Below are 16,881 nucleotides of genomic sequence, written 5' to 3' on the forward strand. Positions count from 1 at the left end.
CCCGGGTACCTCCACTTTCCTGACGTTCCGAACTTTCCTGACGTTCGGAACTCTTCTGACTTTCCTGCTCTGTGCAGGCTTTCTGCAAGGGGATCAGTTCTTCATGCGTGCAAAGCGCCCGATCAGCGACCTCCGGCCGCGGGGAATCAACCGTGCCCGCAGCGGGGCGGCGGTCGGCCTGACCGTGACCGCCCTGGCCGCCGGACTCACCACGGCCGCGGGCCCGGCCACCGCCCAGCCCAAGGCCGCGCCCGCCGTGACCTGGGGCTGCAGCGCGGCCTACCGGATCGAGCAGAAGCTCGCCTCCGGCACCACCTGGCGGATGTGCTACCGCCACGACCGCGAGGCCGGGATCGCCCTGGAGGACATCTCGTACCAGCCGCCGGGCGAGACCAAGCCGATCAAGGTCCTCACCAACGCCAGGCTCGGCCAGATCCATGTCCCGTACGACGACGGCCAGGCCGAGTACGACGACCTGACGGGCTACGGCTTCGGCCAGGGCATGGTGAACCTGAAGGCGTCCGAGTGCCCCGGCGGCACCATCAAGACCGTGAAGGTCCGGGAGCCCATGTACTCGGACTCCGAGAACATCAAGGGTCTGTGCACCACGACCCGTTCGCGCGGCCACGCCTACCGCATGCAGGCCGACACCGGCAACAAGGTCTTCCAGGCGCAGGGCAAGGACCTGCTCGTCTACAGCGTCAACAAGGTCAGCTGGTACGAGTACATGACCGAGTGGCGCTTCCAGGACGACGGCACGATCAGCATGAACGTCGGCGCGACCGGCAGCCTCTCGCCAGGCGACTACGACGCGGGTGACGGCCGCGGCTGGCCGATCGGCAACGGTTCCCGGTCGAAGGCCACGAGCCACAGCCACAACGTCTTCTGGCGGCTCAACTTCGCCCTGGACGGCTCCTCCAAGAACCGGATCGAGCAGTACGACTCCGTGGTCAGCCCGCCCGCCGGCGCCAACCAGGGGCCCACCAACAAGACCACCCGCACCAAGGTCACCAAGGAACTCGCCGGCGACGCCAAGAACATGCGCTGGTGGCGTGTGGTCAGCGCGACCGGCAAGAACAAGGACGGCCACGCCCGCAGCTACGAGATCGTCCCCGGCCCCAGCCAGAAGTACCCCGGGCGCAGCTTCACCAAGCACGACATCTACTTCACCGAGTACAAGAAGTGCGAGAAGTTCGCCAGCAACAACCTCGGCAACTGCCCCGCCGGGTCCGGCAAGTCCGTCGACAAGTGGGTCAACGGTGAGACCCTCAAGCACCCGATCACCTGGGTCAACGTCGGCTTCCACCACATCGCGCGGGACGAGGACCAGGAGCCCATGCCGGTCCACTGGCAGGGCTTCTCGATCGCCCCGCGCGACGTCACGGCCATGAACCCGCTCACTCCGGCCGAGCTCGCGGGCGAGAACGGCCAACCGGACTGAAGCAGTTGAGAAACTGCGTGTCCATCCGGCTGCACCGCCCGCCGCTCCCGGAGTACCCTTCCTTGATCGTTGGGTAGGGGTGGAGCTCGGGGGAGCGGAAGGCGGTGCGCGGGTGGGCTCGGGAGGGCTGGAGTTGCCTCCTGGTGACGAGGGTCACGAGGGAAACTCCACAGATGTCCCACCCGGCGCGGTGTCCCTGGCGCGTCCGATGGAGATAAGTTCCATCGGTCCGGAACTGGACTGGAACGCCGACGCCTGGAGCGAGGTGCGTACCCGCGCCCAGCGGGCCGGCCGCGCCTACATCTGGCTGAACCTCGTCGAACAGCGGCTGCGCGCCGTCGTGGCCGCTGTTCTGCGTCCCATCTACGAACCCGTCCACGGCGACGACTGGGTGGTCGCCGCCGCCGGTCCCGCCGGACAGGAGTGGGTGCAGCGCGCGGTCGCCGTACGCGAGGTCAGCCGCCGCAAGGGCTATCTGCTGGACCCCGCCGACGACAACGTGCTGAGCTTCCTCACCCTGCCGCAGTTGCGCGAGCTGATGGTGCAGCACTGGCCGTGCTTCGAGCCGTACGTCGACGAGCGGCGCGACGTGGAACTGGCCCTGGACGAGCTGGAGGTCACCCGGAACGTCGTCTCCCGCAACCGCGCGCTGTCCGAGGCGGTACTGGCCCAGGCCGAACGCGCCTCGGCCCGGCTCCTGGAGGTCCTCGGCGCGGGCAGCGACGTACCGTCCGCGCGCAGGCTGCCCGTGGACGCCGTGGAGTCCCTCGTCGGCGACCGGTACGCGGACGTCGTGGGCGTGCACCCCGACCGGGTACGGCTGCTGCGGCAGTTCCCGGCGGAGGACCTCTTCGGCGGCGCCCGCCGGCTGGACGCCATCGGGATAGGGCTGAACCTGCTGGTGCAGAACTTCTCCGGGCGACGGCTCGTACGGCTCGCCGAGTCGGGATGCCGGGTGCGGCTGGTGTTCCTGAACCCGGCGTCCAGCGCGGTGAAGCGGCGCGAGCGTGAACTCGGCATCAAGCGGGGCGAGCTGAGCCGCGCGATCGAGATGAACATCCTCCACATGCGCCGGGTGCGGTCCAAGCTGCGCGACCCGGGCGCCTTCGAGATCCAGGTCTTCGACGAGACACCGCGCTTCACCGCCTACCTCGTGGACGGCGACGGTTCGGACGGCATAGCGGTCGTCCAGACGTATCTGCGCGGTACCCGCGGGATGGAGGCTCCGGTGCTCGTCCTGCGCGGAGGCCAGCGACTGCTCAAGCCGGATGAGCCAGGCGAAGGCGGCCTTTTCGGGACGTACCGCGAGGAGTTCGAACTAGCCTGGGCGGACTCACGACCGGTGTCGTGACCGATCCGTACGCGCCGCAAAGCGGAATGCGGTCGTCGGATTGTCAGTGGCCCATGCGAGGGTGGAGGCCACTGGGGGAACGCACCACCAAGAAGGGGGGCCACCATGGGCTGGCACCAGGAGCTGCTGATCGGCTTCGACCTGGAGACGACGGGCACGGACCCGCGCGAGGCGCGCATCGTCACGGGGGCCGTCGTCGAGCTCAAGGACGGGAAGCAGCTCGGCCGCAGGGAATGGCTCGCGGACCCGGGCGTGGAGATCCCCGCCGACGCGGTCGCGGTGCACGGCATCAGCAACGAGCGCGCGGCGACCGAGGGCAGCCCCGCCGACCAGGTCGCCGACGCGATCGCGGGCGTCCTCGTCACGTACTGGAGGACGGGCGTCCCGGTCGTCGCCTACAACGCGGCCTTCGACCTCACCCTGCTCTCCGCCGAGCTCCGCCGCCACGGCCTGCCGTCGCTGCGGGAGCGCCTCGGCGACCTCGACCCCGCGCCTGTCATCGACCCGTACACGATCGACCGCTCCGTGGACCGCTACCGCCGCGGCAAGCGGAACCTCGAAGCGGTCTGCACGGAGTACGGGATCACGCTCGTCTCCGCCCACGACGCCACGGCCGACGCCCTCGCCGCGGCCCGGCTGGCCCGGGCCATAGCCGAGCGCCACCCCAAGGTCGCGGCCCTCGGCCCGGCGGAGCTGCACCGCCGCCAGATCGAGTGGTACGCGGAGTGGGCGGCGGACTTCCAGAGCTTCCTGCGCCGCAAGGGCGACCCGGACGCGGTGGTGGACGCGTCCTGGCCGATGCGGGAGTTGGCGGACGAGCCGGCTGTCTAGTGCCCCGGCGGGCTCTGGGTACGTTCGGCGATGCGTTCCACCCGTGGCTTCGCCACCCGGGCGTAGTCGGAGCCGGAGAGGGTGAGCGAGCGGTCGAGCCGGGCGGCGTTGAAGTAGAGCCGCGGCTGGGCGACGACCTCGGGGTCGGCGACGAGTTCGAGGTCCGGGTCGAAGCTGAACGGGAGGACGGTGCCGGGCACGGCACGGGCCAGCCGCTCGGCCGTGGCCGCGTCACTGAAGCCGACGTAGCGCGCGGAGAACAACTCCCGCACCGCGTCCAGGTCCACGCGCCGGTCCCCGGGGACGACCGCGAGGACGTGGCGTGTGGTCTTCCGGTCCAGCTTGACCCTCAAAACGATGCACTTCGCGGCCTCGGTGGCCGGGTGTCCGCGCAGGGCGCTCACGGACTCCGTGGAGCCCTCGGGGGCGTGGTCGATGAGGCGGTAGTCGACGGCACACGCGTCGAGCAGGCCGATGAGGTGCTGGTAAGTGTCGTGCTCCGGCATACGGAGTCCTTGTCGGCGCGGTTGTCGGGGACGGACGTACGGTGGGCGCGTTCGATGGCCTGGCCCCAGTAGGTGCCGGTGACCATCAGGGCCGCGCCCAGCCCGGTGAAGAAGGTGAAGCGTTCTCCGGCGAGGGCGACGCCCACCGCCGCGGCCCAGACGGGTTCGGTGCCGAGGAGCAGGCTGGCCCGGCTGGCGGATGTGCGCTGCACCGCCCAGGTCTGCGCGAGGAAGGCGAACACGCTGCAGAACAGGGCGAGGTAGAACAACTGGAGCCAGGTCGCTGTGTCGGCCCGTGCCAGAGCGGGCAGGTCGCGGGCGGCGAGCGGCAGGAACAGCGCGGTGCCGACCACGGTCTGCACCGTCGTCAGGTGCAGCGGCCGTATCGCCCGGCCCGAGGTCAGCCGTCCGACGAGCGCCACGTGCCCGGCCCGCACCACCGCGGCGCCGAGCATCAGCAGGTCGCCGCTGCGGGGTGCGTGGAAGCCGTTGCCGGTCATGAGGAGCGCGACGGCCACCACGCACACCCCGGCGGCCACGAAGAAGCGGGGAGGCAGACCGCCGGGGTGACCCGAGCGGTCCAGGAGGGGAGTGAGGACGATGGTCAGGCTGATGATCAGCCCCGCGTTGGCGGCACTCGTGTGCGCGACACCGTACGTCTCGACCAGCAGGACGACGGCCTGGGTGACCCCGAGGGGCACACCGGCCCGGAGCTCGTCACGGGTCCACAGCCGTCGGCCACGGCGGACCGCGACGAGACCGAGACAGGCGAGCGCGGACAGCGCGTACCGCGCCACCAGGACCAGCAGCACGGGGAGGGCCGCGGTGGCTGTCTGGGCCGACAGATAACTGGAACCCCAGACGAGCGCGACCAGAAGGAGTACCGCGTCGGTACGGCGGGCATCGGGCACGCGCCTACGGTGCATCGCCGACGTCCCTGAAGCCCAGTACCAGCTTCTAAAACAACCCTTTAGCTTCCCTACACTGAAGAGGTGGACGAACGACAGTTGCGGATCCTGCGGGAGCTGGGCGAACTCGGCAGTGTCACCGCGGTCGCCGAGGCGCTGCTCGTGACACCGTCTGCGGTCTCCCAGCAACTACGGCTGCTCCAGCGCTCCATCCCCGTTCCGCTCACCGAGAAGGACGGACGGCGGCTGGTGCTCACCGAGGCCGGGCAGGCGCTGGCGGGCGCCGCCATCAAGGTGGAGACCGCGCTGGCGCGGGCCCGGCACACGGTCGACGAGTTCGTGGACCGCCCGGACGGCGAGGTGTCGGTGGCCGCCTTCCACAGCGCGGGCACCGCCTTCTTCCCGCTGTTGCTGCGCGGCCTCGCCGGACCGGACGGCCCGCGGGTCGCGCTCGCCGACGCGGACGTGGCGCAGGACGACTTCCCGCGGCTCACCCGCGAGTACGACCTGGTGCTCGCCCACCGCCTCGACCACGCCCCGCCGTGGCCGCGCACGGTGACCGCGACCACGCTGCTGCGCGAGCCGCTCGATGTGGCGATGCCCGCCGACCACCCGTTGGCCGCCAAGCGGCGGCTGACCCCGCGAGACGTGGCCGACGAGCCCTGGATCGCGGCGCACGACGGCTTCCCGATCCTGGCCACCCTGGAGGCCGTCGCCGCCGCGGCCGGCCGCCGGCTCCACTTCGCCCACCGCATCAACGAGTTCGCGGTGGCCTGCCAGGCCGTGGCCGCCGGAGGCGGTCTCGCCCTGATGCCCCGCTGGACGATGCGCCCGGACCCGGCGCTCGTCCTCAGACCCCTGAGCGGCGTGCAGGCCAGACGTCACATCGACGCCCTGCACCGCCCGGAACGCACCGCCCGCAGGGCCGTCCGCACGGTCCTCGCCGAACTGCACCGCGCCGCACTGATCATCCGGGACCGGGACACCGAGGGCGAGGAGACGCCCTGAAGGGGCGCGGGGGTGTATCCATCGCCATCGCCATCGCCATCGCCATCCCCATCCCCGACGCCGACGCCGAAGCCGACGCCGACGCCGACGCCGACAGCGACCGGTCCCTGGCCATCGTGCTCAGAACGGATACCACCGCACCGTTTCGTCCCCGTCCCGCAGGGACGCCACCCGTCGCTCGAACTCGGCCAGTGCCTTGCCGTTGCTCGGTGCGTGCTGAGCCACCCACGCACAGCTCGCCGTCTCCCTGGCCCCCCGCAGCACCGAACAGCCCTCCCACTCCCGCACGTCCCAGCCGTATGCCGCGGTGAACGAGTCGTAAGCCGCGGCGGCCATCCCGTAGCGGTCGCGGGAGAGGGCCATGACGACCAGGTCGTGCTCGCGCAGATCGGCGGAGAAGGTCTCCAGGTCGACCAGGACGGGCCCGTCGGGGCCGACGTGAACGTTGCGGGGGAGGGCGTCGCCGTGGATCGGGCCGGGCGGCAGGTGGGGGACGAGCGAGGCGGCGGCCGCGGCGAAGCCGTCGCGGCGCTCGCGCAGAAAGCCGGCGTCCGCCGGGTCGATCGCGTCGCCCGCGAGACGCAGCCAGCGCTCCACACCGTCCAGCAGTTCACGGCGGGGAAGGGCGAAGGGCGGGTCGGGCAGCGTGTGCACCAACCGCAGGAGTCCGGCCAGATCCCGCGGCTCGGCGGGGCGTACGGCGTCGGGAAGCCGCTGCCACAGCGTCACCGGGTGACCGTTCACCAGCCGGGGTTCGGGCTCGGCGGCACGCACGGCGGGCACGTGCGCCCCGGCGAGCCAGACCGCGATGTCCAGCTCACGGCGCGCGCGGTCGAGGAGTTCGGCGCTGCGGCCGACCTTGACCACCAGGTCACCGGCGGCGAACACCGCGTTCTCGCCCAGTGCGAGCAACTCCGCGGCATGCCCCAGCCCCGCCTCGGCGAGTATCGCCCGCGCCCGTGCCTCGTCCATCCTTCGCCTCCGTTGTGTCCACCGTGTCCGCCGTGTCTGTTGGGTGGTGTCCGTCCGGTCTGTCCGGTCCGTCGGGTCCGGCCGTACAGCACTCCCGCGCCGCTCCCGCACCGCATCCACGGAGCTCTCGCATGGCTTGAAACCGCCGCGCCGGCCGCCGTTTCCCGCCAACCCGGCCAGTGTCGCATTCGCACAGGTCGGACGGGCTGCGCGGTCCCTTGACGACCTGACCTTCCCTCAGCACCATGACGGAGGCCGCCAGGGTGGCCAGACCCTCATGAGCCGCCCAGAGGAGCCGATTCCATGACATTGGCGACCGAGCCGAGGCGACCACCGCGACCCCGCCCGACGAAGCGCGCACCCGGTGCGGGCCGGGGCCGTCGCGTCCTCGACCACGGCGCCTGGTTCCTCGTCCTGCCCGCGCTGCTCCCCATCCTGGTCTTGAGCGTCGGACCGCTGCTCTACGGGATCGTGCTGGCGTTCACCGACGCCCAGTCGGGCCGCACCGCGCCCACGCAGTGGATCGGGACGCTCAACTTCCAGGACCTGCTGCACGACACGCTGTTCTGGGAGTCGTTCCGCATCGGTCTGCTGTGGGCGGTCGGGGTGACCGTGCCGCAGTTCCTGCTGGCGCTCGGGCTCGCCCTGCTGCTGAACCAGGACCTCCGGCTGCGCTGGCTGGCGCGGGCGCTGGCGATCATCCCTTGGGCGATGCCCGAGGTGGTCGTCGGCGTCATGTGGCGGCTCGTCTACAACCCGGACGCGGGCATCCTCAACGAGACCCTGCGCGACCTGGGCCTCGGCGACGGCCGCGACTGGCTGAGCGGACTGGCGACCGCCCTGCCCGCGGTCATCGTGGTCGGCGTCTGGGCGGGCATGCCCCAGACCACGGTCGCCCTGCTCGCCGGACTGCAGAACACCCCGCGCGAACTCCACGAGGCGGCGGCGATGGACGGCGCCGGAGCCTGGCGGCGCTTCCGCACGGTCACCTGGCCCGCGATCAGACCGGTGGCGCTCGCCATCACGGCGCTGAACTTCATCTGGAACTTCAACTCCTTCGCCCTCGTGTACGTGCTGACCAACGGCGGGCCCGGCGGCCGCACCCGCCTGCCCATGCTGTTCGCCTACGAAGAGGCCTTCCGCTACGGGCAGTTCGGGTACGCGGCGGCGATGGGATGCGTGATGGTGGCGGTGATCTCGGTGATCCTCGCGCTCCATCTCGTCGGCCGGCTGAGGGGAGGTGAGGAGCGATGAGGACCCGGAGGGCCGCCCGTGCCGGCCAGTACCTCGCCCTGCTCGCCTATCTCGTGTTCCTCGCCTTCCCCTTCCTCTGGTTGCTCTCCACCGCCTTCAAGCCGCCGCGCGAACTGGGCAGCCTGCACCCCACCTGGATCCCGAAGGACCCCACCCTCGCCAACTTCCGGCAGGCCTTCGACGAGCAGCCCCTGCTGGACGCGCTGTTCAACTCCCTGGTCGCGGCGGTCGGGGCGGCCGTCGTCGCGGTGCTGATCGCGACGCCGCTGGCGTACGTCATCGCCCGGCGGCGCAGCCTGCTCTCGCGGGCGGCCACCGGCTGGGTGGTGGTCAGCCAGGCGTTCCCGTTCGTGCTGGTGATCATCCCGCTGTTCCTGGTGCTGAAGAACCTCCGGCTGATCGACTCCGTCCCGGGACTGATCATGGTGTACGTGGTGTGGGCGCTGCCGTTCGCGCTGTGGATGCTCGTCGGGTACGTACGGGCCGTGCCGCCCGAGCTGGAGGAGGCGGCGGCGGTGGACGGCGCGGGCCGGGCACGCACGCTGGTGTCGGTCACGGCGCCGATGCTCGCGCCCGGCATCGTGGCGACGGCTCTGTTCGCCTTCGTCACCGCGTGGAACGAGTTCTTCTTCGCGCTCGTGCTGCTCAAGAGCCCGGAGAAACAGACCCTGCCGGTCGTCCTCACGCACTTCATCGGTGCCGAGGGCGTAGCGGACCTCGGCCCCCTCGCCGCCGCGGCCTTCCTCGCCACCCTGCCCTCCCTCGTGATCTTCGCGGTCATCCAGAAGCGGATCACGGGCGGCATGCTCGCCGGGGCGGTGAAGAGCTGATGCGTGCACGCGTGCTGGTCGTGGTCCTCCTGCTGCTCCTCACGGGCTGCTCGTCCGGCGGCGGGCGCGACGACGGCCGGATCACCCTGCGCTTCCAGTCCCTCGCCTGGCAGCAGGAGTCCGTGGAGGCCAACAAGGAGCTGGTGAAGGAGTGGAACGCGGTCCACCCCGACATCCAGGTCGAGTACGTCCAGGGCAGCTGGGACGGCGTCCACGACCAGCTGCTCACCTCCTTCGAGGGCGGTGAGGCGCCCGACATCATCCACGACGCCTCCGACGACCTGGCCGACTTCGCGTACGGCGGCTACCTCGCCGACCTGACCGATCTGCTGTCCGAGCGGCTGAAGGCCGACATCCCGCGGCGGAGCTGGGAGACGACGACGTTCGGCGACGGCGTCTACGGCGTCCCGTTCCTCCAGGAGCCGCGTGTACTCGTCGCCAACGCCACCTGGCTGAAGGAGGCGGGCGTACGCGTCCCGACCCCCGAGAAGCCGTGGACCTGGGCCGAATTCCGTGCCGTGACCGAGGAGTTGAGCGGCGACGGCAAGTACGGCGTCGCCTGGCCGCTCAAGGAACCCGTCTCGGCCACCCTCAACCTCTCCCTCTCCTCCGGCGGCCGGATGTTCCACCGGGGCCCGGACGGCAAGGTGGAGATCCGCTTCGACGACACCGACGCGGTCGTCCCGCGGACCGTGCACGAGCAGGTGAACACCGACCGCAGTGCGGCGGGCAGCACGCTCGGCATGGGCGGCTCCGACACCCTGCCCGGGTTCTTCGGCGGCCGGTACGCGATGGTCCCGCTCGGGTTCTCGTACCGTCAGCAGATCGTGCAGCAGGCGCCCAAGGGCTTCGACTGGCAGGTGCTGCCCGCCCCGGCCGGCGCGGACGGGCTCGCCCAGGGCGTCAGCCCGCAGACGCTCTCGATCGCCGAGGACAGCCCGCACCAGATGCAGGCGGCCGCGTTCATCGACTTCATGCTCCGGCCCGAGAACATGGTGCGCCTCGCGCTCGGCGACTGGATGCTGCCCACCGGCACCGAGGCGCTCCGGGACCCGGCCCTGCGCACACAGAAGCACGACTGGGCCACCGGCACGGCCCTGGCCGCCCACCTCCGCTCGGCGCCCGCCCAGTCCGTGCGCGGCTACCCGGAGTGGAAGGACAAGATCGCCACTCCCGCCCTCCAGGAGTACTACAGCGGTGCGATCGGCCTGGACGAGCTGCGTGAACGGCTGGTCGAGGACGGCAACCTGGTGCTGGCGCGCTACCAGCGCTGAGGGCGCGGCTGTCGGCGCTGAGCGCTGCCCTCGGCGTTCAGCAGGGACAGCGGTGGGAAATTGAGTTGCACGAGACGTATCGTCTCGCTTACGGTCGGCTCATGACCTCGCACATCGCCATGTTCTCCATCGCCGCCCACGGCCACGTGAACCCCAGTCTCGAAGTGATCCGCGAACTCGTCACGCGCGGCCACCGGGTGACGTACGCGATCCCGCCGGTGTTCGCGGACAAGGTCGCCGAGACCGGTGCCGAGCCCCGGCTCTGGCACTCGACGCTGCCGTCCCCCGACGACGACCCCTCGGCCTGGGGCAGCACGCTCCTGGACAACGTGGAGCCCTTCCTGAACGACGCCATCCAGGCCCTGCCCCAGCTGATCAAGGCGTACGAGGGTGACGAACCCGACCTCGTGGTGCACGACATCACCTCGTACCCGGCCCGCGTCCTCGCCCACCGCTGGGGCGTCAAGGCGGTCTCGCTGTCCCCGAACCTGGTCGCCTGGGACGGCTACGAGGAGGAGATCGCCGAACCGATGTGGGCCGAACCGAAGAAGACCGAGCGCGGCCGGGCCTACTACGCCCGCTTCCACGCGTGGCTGGAGGAGAACGGCATCACCGAGGACCCCGACCGGTTCGGCGGCCACCCCGCTCGCTCGATCGTGCTGATCCCGAAGGCACTCCAGCCGAACGCCGACCGGGTCGACGAGACCGTGTACAGCTTCGTCGGCGCCTGTCAGGGGGACCGTGCGGCGGAGGGCGACTGGCAGCGGCCGGCCGGCGCGGAGAAGGTCCTCCTCGTCTCCCTCGGCTCGGCCTTCACCAAACAGCCCGCCTTCTACCGCGAGTGCGTGGCCGCCTTCGGTGACCTGCCCGGCTGGCACATGGTGCTCCAGGTCGGCAGGCACGTGGACCCGGCCGAGCTCGGGCCGGTCCCGTCGAACGTCGAAGTGCGGGACTGGGTACCGCAGTTGGCGGTCCTGCGGCAGGCCGACGCGTTCATCACTCACGCGGGCGCGGGCGGCAGCCAGGAAGGCCTCGCCACGGGGACGCCGATGGTCGCCGTACCGCAGGCCGTCGACCAGTTCGGTAACGCGGACATGCTCCAGTCGCTCGGGGTCGCCCGTCATGTGCCGATGGAGGAGGCAACGGCGGGTGCCCTGCGGGAGGCGGTACTCGGACTCGTGGGTGACCCGGAGGTGGCGCGGCGGCTGGCGGAGATCCAGAAGCAGATGGCGGAGGAGGGGGGCACGCGGCGGGCGGCTGACCTGATCGAGGCCGAACTCGTGCGGGGGTGAAGCCGCACAAGGAACGCTCGGGTGACGCGCAGTCAGCCGGGCGACCGCAAACGACGACGTGGCCGGGGTGCCCCCACACCGGCCACGTCGTCGCTCACGGAATCGATCAGACCCGTACCGTCTCGCCCGCACGGCCCTCGTGCGGCACGGGCGCGGGCGACAGCGCGCCGTCCGTCTCGTCGTGCGTGAGGTCCGGAAGCCGGTTCATCCACTGCGGCAGATACCAGTTGCGCTCGCCGAGCAGGGCCATCACCGCCGGGAGCAGCACGCCCCGGATGATCGTCGCGTCGATGAGCACCGCGGCCGCGAGGCCCACGCCCATCTGCTTCATGGACTGCATGGACAGCGTGCCGAAGATCGCGAACACGGCGACCATGATGACGGCGGCGCTGGTGACGACCCCGGCCGTGGTGACGACACCGTGCCGGATCGCGTCCTTCGTCGTACGGCCCTTCAGCCGCGCCTCGCGGATCCGCGAGACCACGAACACGTGGTAGTCCATCGACAGGCCGAACAGGATCACGAACAGGAACAGCGGCAGCCAGGTGATGATGGCGCCGACGCCCTCCGCCCCCACCAGCGAGGCGCCCCAGCCGTGCTGGAAGACGCCGACGAGGATGCCGTAAGCGGCGCCGACCGACAGCAGGTTCAGCACGATCGAGGTGACCGCGATCGTCAGCGAGCGGAACGACAGCAGCATCAGCAGGAACGCGAAGATCACGACGAACACGAAGACCGGGACGACGGCACCGCCGAGCTGGTCGTTGAAGTCCTTCGAGCCCGCGACGTCGCCGGTGATCGGCGCCTGGACGCCGTCGACCTCGCCGAGCGTGGCGGGCCGCACCTCGTCCCGCAGCTTCGCAAGGCTCGCCCCGGCCTTGTCCAGGTCCGAGCCGCCCACCAGCGGTACGTACACGAAGGCGAGGTTCTGCGCGTCGTGCACCTCGACCTCGACCGGCCCGCGCGAGGCCCCCGAACTCACCGCCTGCTCACGGAAGTCGGCGATCGCGGACTGCACGTCGTCGGCGCCTATGTCCTTCGCCTTGACGACGACTTCGGCAGGCCCGGTGCCGCCGGGGAAGGCCTCGTTGACGCGGTTGTACGTCTGCACGATCGGCAGCGAGTCGCCGAACTCCTGGTCCAGGGTGAAGTTCTGCGTCTTCATGCCCAGCGCGGGGGCGGCAATCGCGAGGAGCACCCCGGCCGCGACCACCAGGGAGACGGCCGGCTTGGCGAGGACGACCCGCAGGACGCCTGTCCAGAAGCGGCTCCCCTCCGAAGCCCCGTTGCCCGAGCCGTCCTTCCTCAGCCGCTTGTCCGGGTGCAGGAACGGGATGCGGCCCTTCTCGACCCGCTCGCCGAGCAGCGACAGCAGCGCGGGCAGCACGGTCACGGACCCCACCATCGCGACCGCGACGACCATCAGCGAGGCCAGGCCCATCGCCTGGAAGTCGGCGAGCCCGGTGAACAGCATGCCCGCCATCGCCACGCACACCGTGACGCCGGAGACGATGATGGCGCGCCCACTGGTCGCCGCGGCCACCCGCAGTGCGGTCCCCGCGTCCCGTCCGGCGGCCCGCTCCTCCCGTTCGCGCCGCAGATAGAACAGGCAGTAGTCGACCCCGACGGCCAGCCCCACCAGCAGCATCACGGAGTTGGCGACATCGCCCATCGGCATCCAGTGGCTGACGATGGCCATCAGCCCCACCGTCGCCATGATCGCGGTGAGCGCCAGCGCCACCGGCAGCAGCGCCGCGACCACCGCGCCGAACGCGATCAGCAGAATGCCGAGCGCCACGGGCACGGCGGAGTACTCGGCCTGCTGGAAGTCGTCCCCGAAGGCGTCGTCGAACGTCTTGCCGATGCTCGCGGTGCCGATCTCCTCGATCCGCAACTGCTCGTGGTCGCCCTGAACGCCCTCGACGGCTTTCAGCACGGGCTCGACGCGCTCACCCGCGCTCTCCGCGTCACCGCGCATGTCGAACTGTACGAGCGCGCTGCGGCCGTCCTTCGAGATGGTGTCGCTGTCGTACGGAGAGGTCACGGCCGTGACGCGGCCGGTGCCCTCGACGGCCTTCATCACGTCGCCGACGGCGGCCCGGAACGCGGCGTCCGTCGCCTCGACCCCGTCGCCCTTCGCCTGGATCAGGACGGTCTCACCGGCCGGTTCCTCGATCCCCGCTTCCTCGATGATGTGGGCGGCCGTGCTGGTCTCCCCCTTGAGCCCGTCGCTGCCCTTGATGTCGACCTGGCCCACCGCCGAGCCGATCCCCATCGTCAGCACGACGAACAGCACCCACACACCCACGGCCGCCCATCGGTGCCGGGCGCTCCAGCCGCCGGCCCGGGCGGCGATGCCCCGCACCCGTATCTCTCCGTTCCCCATGACGGGTCAGCCCCCTTGTCCGCGGCGACGGCCCCCTGCCGGCACCCTTCGTCTCGAAGGTATGGGCCGGATAAGAGCGTCTCGTCGTGCTGCCCGGTGAACCCGGGGCCGGACCACTCATCCCCCTGGACCCCGCTGTCTCCCCATCCGGGAGGACCGCGGCCCCTTACACGTACTTCGGGTTCTCAGGGGCGGGGATCAGGGTGGGGGTCAGGATCGGCGATCAGGGACGGACGGGCCTGAGGCACGGACCGGGAGCCGGGCGGATCCGGGGCATTACGCTGTGCGGATGACGACGTACGCGGCGCTGCTGCGCGGCATCAACGTGGGCGGCAGCAAGAAGGTGCCGATGGCCGATCTGCGTACGCTGCTGACGGGTCTCGGCCACACCGGTGTGGCCACCTACCTGCAGAGCGGCAACGCGGTCTTCACCACGGACGGCGGCGACGAGGACACCCTCGCGGCGGACATCGCGCAGGCCGTCGAGAAGCACTTCGGGTTCACCGTCGAGGTCCTGGTGCGCGACCACACCTACCTGAAGGCCGTACGGGACGCCTGCCCCTTCCCGGCCGCCGACCTGGCGCCCAAACAGCTCCACGTCACGTACTTCTCGCACCCCGTCGACACGGCCCGCTTCGCCTCGGTCGACCAACAGGCCCTCTTGCCCGAGGAGTTCCGCCTCGGCGACCGCGCCCTCTACCTCTACGCACCCGACGGCCTCGGCCGCTCCAAGCTGGCCGAAACCCTGTCGAGGCCACGACTGCTCAAGGGCCTGACGGCCACCAGCCGCAACTGGAACACGGTCGTCAAACTCGTGGAGATGACCGCGATGGCCGCGGACGACTGACATGCAGCGGGCCTGTCGGCAAGGGCAACCTGCTGTGCGAGGCTCGTTCCATGCGCTACATCATCATAGGAGCGGGGGCCGTCGGCGGCGCGATCGGCGGGCGGCTCGCGGGCTCCGGACACGAGGTCGTCCTGGTCGCGCGAGGCTCGCAGTACGCGGCGCTGCGGGACGGCGGGCTGCGGCTCAGGGTGCCGGACGGTGCGTTCACCCGCCGCCTGCCGACCGTCGACGGACCTGACGCACTCGGCGAACTGCGGGCGGACGACGTCCTCGTGCTCGCCGTGAAGACCCAGGACAGCGAGGCCGCGCTGGCGGCTTGGGGCCCGGCCCCGGTGGAGGGCGGCGGCACGGCCGCCGAGCGGCTGCCGCTGGTCTGCGCCCAGAACGGCGTGGAGAGCCAGCGTCTGGCCCTGCGCCGCTTCCGGCGGGTGTACGGGATGTGCGTCTGGCTGCCGGCGACCCACATCGAACCCGGTGTCGTCTCCGCCGCCGGCACCCCGCTCACCGGGGTCCTGCACCTCGGCCGCTTTCCCCATGGCACCGACGAGACCGCTCGGCTGATCGCCGCCGATCTGGAGAAGTCGAGGTTCGAGGCGCCGGTGGTGCCGGATGTGGCGCGCTGGCAGTACGCCAAGCTGCTGTCCAACCTCGGCAACGCGCTTGAGGCCGTCTCCGGACCCCTCCAGGGGGAGGAGACCGCGGCGCTGTACGAGCGGGTGCGGGCCGAGGGCGCGGACGTGCTCGACGCGGCCGGGATCGCGTACTCGAGCGCCGAGGAGCAGCGGGAGGCCCGCGGCGACAAGATCACCCTGGTGCCGCTCGACGGCTCACCGCGCGCTGGCGGCTCCTCCTGGCAGTCCCTGACCCGTGGCACCGGCACCATCGAGGCGGACTACCTCAACGGCGAGATCGTGCTGCTGGGGCGCCTGCACGACGTACCGACGCCGCTGAACGACCTGTTGCAGCGACTGGCGAACACGTTCGCGCGCGAGCGCCGGGAGGCGGGCTCGATGCCGGTCGCGGAGCTCGTACGCCTCGCCGACGAGGCTGTCGCGTTTGTTCAAGAGGACTGAGCGCGCCGTCTCTAGCGTGGCGCGCATGAGTGATGAGCACCAGAATGATCGGAACAATCCGCACAAGCACGTGCACCCGTACATGGTCGAATGCGCCGCCGAGGCCGCCCGCGTGGCCCGGGGTGTCGAGGCGGGGCAGCTGTCCGCGCCCACGCACTGCCCCCGCTGGGACGTCCGCGCCATGGTCAACCACTGGGTCCTCTACACCTCGCACGGTCTGGAGCACCGCGCCCTGCGCAAGCCGCTCCCCGAGGAGCTGACCACGCGCGACTTCACCGCCGACCCGGACTGGGCCCGGGCGTACGCCGACCAGCTCGACCGTGCCGTCGCCGCCTGGGACGATCCCGACGTGTGGGAGGGCGAGGTCGACCTGGGCGGTGGCACGATGCCCGCCGCCGACATCGCCGGGATGATCGTGAAGGAGATGGCGGTCCACGGCTGGGACGTCGCCGCCGCCACCGGCCAGGAGATCCGTTTCTCCGAGGGCGTGGCCCGGCTGGTGCTGGACGTGGTCGAGACCCACGCCGAGCTCTACCGCAAGTACGACGGTTTCGCCGACCCGGTGTCCGTGCCGGAGGGCGCGTCCGTCTTCGAACGCGCCCTGGCGTTGAGCGGCCGCGACCCACGAATCGCGAGGACGGGCCTGCCCCGCTGACGACCTGACGTCTTTCGCCCCCGCCGCCCCTACCCGTCCCATTCCTTCCCTGGGGGCTGCCGCCCCCAGACCCCCGCTTGTCGGCCTGAACGGCCTCGTCCTCAATCGCCGGACGGGCTGGGGGTGCCTGGCCTCGGTTGAAAGGCCCCAGCTGGAAGATCCCGGCCCCGGCAGCACAGTCCAGCCCCGGCAGCACATTCCAGCCCCTCCGGCGTTTGAGGAGCGGGGGTCCGGGGGCTGGCCCTGTCTCTTA

15 protein-coding genes are annotated in these 16,881 nt (G+C 71.0%); 11 read left to right on the forward strand and 4 right to left on the reverse strand.

From position 1 onward, the window contains the following. The first annotated feature begins 103 nt into the window (after nucleotides 1-103). The 3 genes from FPZ41_RS08920 (at nucleotide 104) to FPZ41_RS08930 (ending at nucleotide 3,623) form a co-directional block, all read left to right on the forward strand. Complete coding sequence (locus FPZ41_RS08920; RefSeq protein WP_152860779.1) at nucleotides 104-1,441, forward strand: copper amine oxidase; 1,338 nt, start codon at nucleotides 104-106, stop codon at nucleotides 1,439-1,441. Nucleotides 1,442-1,553: 112 nt separating this feature from the next. Further along, a complete protein-coding gene (locus tag FPZ41_RS08925; protein ID WP_322619989.1) occupies nucleotides 1,554-2,792 on the forward strand; it encodes an SAV2148 family HEPN domain-containing protein in 1,239 nt (412 codons plus the stop codon). Nucleotides 2,793-2,897: 105 nt separating this feature from the next. Continuing rightward, complete coding sequence (locus tag FPZ41_RS08930; protein WP_152860781.1) at nucleotides 2,898-3,623, forward strand: 3'-5' exonuclease; 726 nt, start codon at nucleotides 2,898-2,900, stop codon at nucleotides 3,621-3,623. Here the strand turns inward: FPZ41_RS08930 and FPZ41_RS08935 are convergent. Further along, entirely contained in the window at nucleotides 3,620-4,129 is a 510-nt protein-coding gene (locus FPZ41_RS08935; protein WP_152860783.1) for a YbaK/EbsC family protein, read from the reverse strand. The two genes, FPZ41_RS08930 and FPZ41_RS08935, sit on opposite strands and share 4 nt — an antisense overlap. Continuing rightward, the gene (locus tag FPZ41_RS08940; protein WP_322619987.1) at nucleotides 4,024-5,040 is read right to left on the reverse strand and encodes a DMT family transporter; all 1,017 of its coding nucleotides are present in this window, start codon (nucleotides 5,038-5,040) and stop codon (nucleotides 4,024-4,026) included. Before FPZ41_RS08940 ends, FPZ41_RS08935 begins: the two co-directional genes overlap by 106 nt. Nucleotides 5,041-5,121: 81 nt before the next feature. Here FPZ41_RS08940 and FPZ41_RS08945 point away from each other — a divergent pair, with 81 nt between their 5' ends. Beyond that, on the forward strand, nucleotides 5,122-6,045 hold the full coding sequence (locus tag FPZ41_RS08945) for a LysR family transcriptional regulator (RefSeq protein ID WP_322619988.1): 924 nt from the start codon (nucleotides 5,122-5,124) through the stop codon (nucleotides 6,043-6,045). A 120-nt stretch (nucleotides 6,046-6,165) separates the two neighbouring features. On the opposite strand, the gene FPZ41_RS08950 is transcribed toward FPZ41_RS08945, so the two are convergent. Continuing rightward, nucleotides 6,166-7,017 (reverse strand): phosphotransferase enzyme family protein, encoded by an 852-nt coding sequence (locus FPZ41_RS08950; protein WP_152860787.1) that lies wholly within the window; start codon nucleotides 7,015-7,017, stop codon nucleotides 6,166-6,168. Nucleotides 7,018-7,320: 303 nt separating this feature from the next. Between FPZ41_RS08950 and FPZ41_RS08955 the strand changes: the two genes are divergently transcribed. From FPZ41_RS08955 to mgt, 4 genes are all read left to right on the forward strand, one after another. Further along, nucleotides 7,321-8,271: a carbohydrate ABC transporter permease gene (locus tag FPZ41_RS08955; RefSeq protein ID WP_152860789.1), complete on the forward strand. Its 951-nt coding sequence runs from the start codon at nucleotides 7,321-7,323 to the stop codon at nucleotides 8,269-8,271. Next, nucleotides 8,268-9,101 carry a carbohydrate ABC transporter permease gene (locus FPZ41_RS08960; protein ID WP_152860791.1) on the forward strand — a complete coding sequence of 278 codons (834 nt, stop codon included), beginning with the start codon at nucleotides 8,268-8,270 and terminating at the stop codon, nucleotides 9,099-9,101. The genes FPZ41_RS08955 and FPZ41_RS08960 overlap by 4 nt, the downstream gene beginning before the upstream one ends. Next, nucleotides 9,101-10,375, forward strand: coding sequence for an ABC transporter substrate-binding protein (locus tag FPZ41_RS08965; RefSeq protein ID WP_152860793.1), 1,275 nt, complete (start codon nucleotides 9,101-9,103; stop codon nucleotides 10,373-10,375). Before FPZ41_RS08960 ends, FPZ41_RS08965 begins: the two co-directional genes overlap by 1 nt. Nucleotides 10,376-10,476: 101 nt before the next feature. After that, complete coding sequence (mgt, locus tag FPZ41_RS08970; RefSeq protein WP_152860795.1) at nucleotides 10,477-11,667, forward strand: macrolide-inactivating glycosyltransferase; 1,191 nt, start codon at nucleotides 10,477-10,479, stop codon at nucleotides 11,665-11,667. 106 nt (nucleotides 11,668-11,773) lie between these two features. Here the strand turns inward: mgt and FPZ41_RS08975 are convergent, their stop codons facing one another. After that, nucleotides 11,774-14,053 carry an MMPL family transporter gene (locus FPZ41_RS08975; protein ID WP_152860797.1) on the reverse strand — a complete coding sequence of 760 codons (2,280 nt, stop codon included), beginning with the start codon at nucleotides 14,051-14,053 and terminating at the stop codon, nucleotides 11,774-11,776. Between the two features lie 289 nt (nucleotides 14,054-14,342). On the opposite strand from FPZ41_RS08975, the gene FPZ41_RS08980 reads away from it, so the two are divergent. Genes FPZ41_RS08980 through FPZ41_RS08990 form a run of 3 tightly spaced genes read left to right on the forward strand, consistent with a single transcriptional unit; the run spans nucleotide 14,343 to nucleotide 16,628 of the window. After that, complete coding sequence (locus tag FPZ41_RS08980) at nucleotides 14,343-14,900, forward strand: DUF1697 domain-containing protein (protein WP_152860799.1); 558 nt, start codon at nucleotides 14,343-14,345, stop codon at nucleotides 14,898-14,900. A 50-nt stretch (nucleotides 14,901-14,950) separates the two neighbouring features. Next, entirely contained in the window at nucleotides 14,951-15,973 is a 1,023-nt protein-coding gene (locus FPZ41_RS08985) for a ketopantoate reductase family protein (RefSeq protein ID WP_152860801.1), read from the forward strand. A gap of 25 nt (nucleotides 15,974-15,998) precedes the next feature. Then, nucleotides 15,999-16,628, forward strand: coding sequence for a TIGR03086 family metal-binding protein (locus tag FPZ41_RS08990; protein WP_152860803.1), 630 nt, complete (start codon nucleotides 15,999-16,001; stop codon nucleotides 16,626-16,628). Nucleotides 16,629-16,881: the final 253 nt, after the last annotated feature.

This window comes from Streptomyces acidicola, assembly GCF_009377235.1.
Lineage (GTDB): Bacteria > Actinomycetota > Actinomycetes > Streptomycetales > Streptomycetaceae > Streptomyces > Streptomyces acidicola.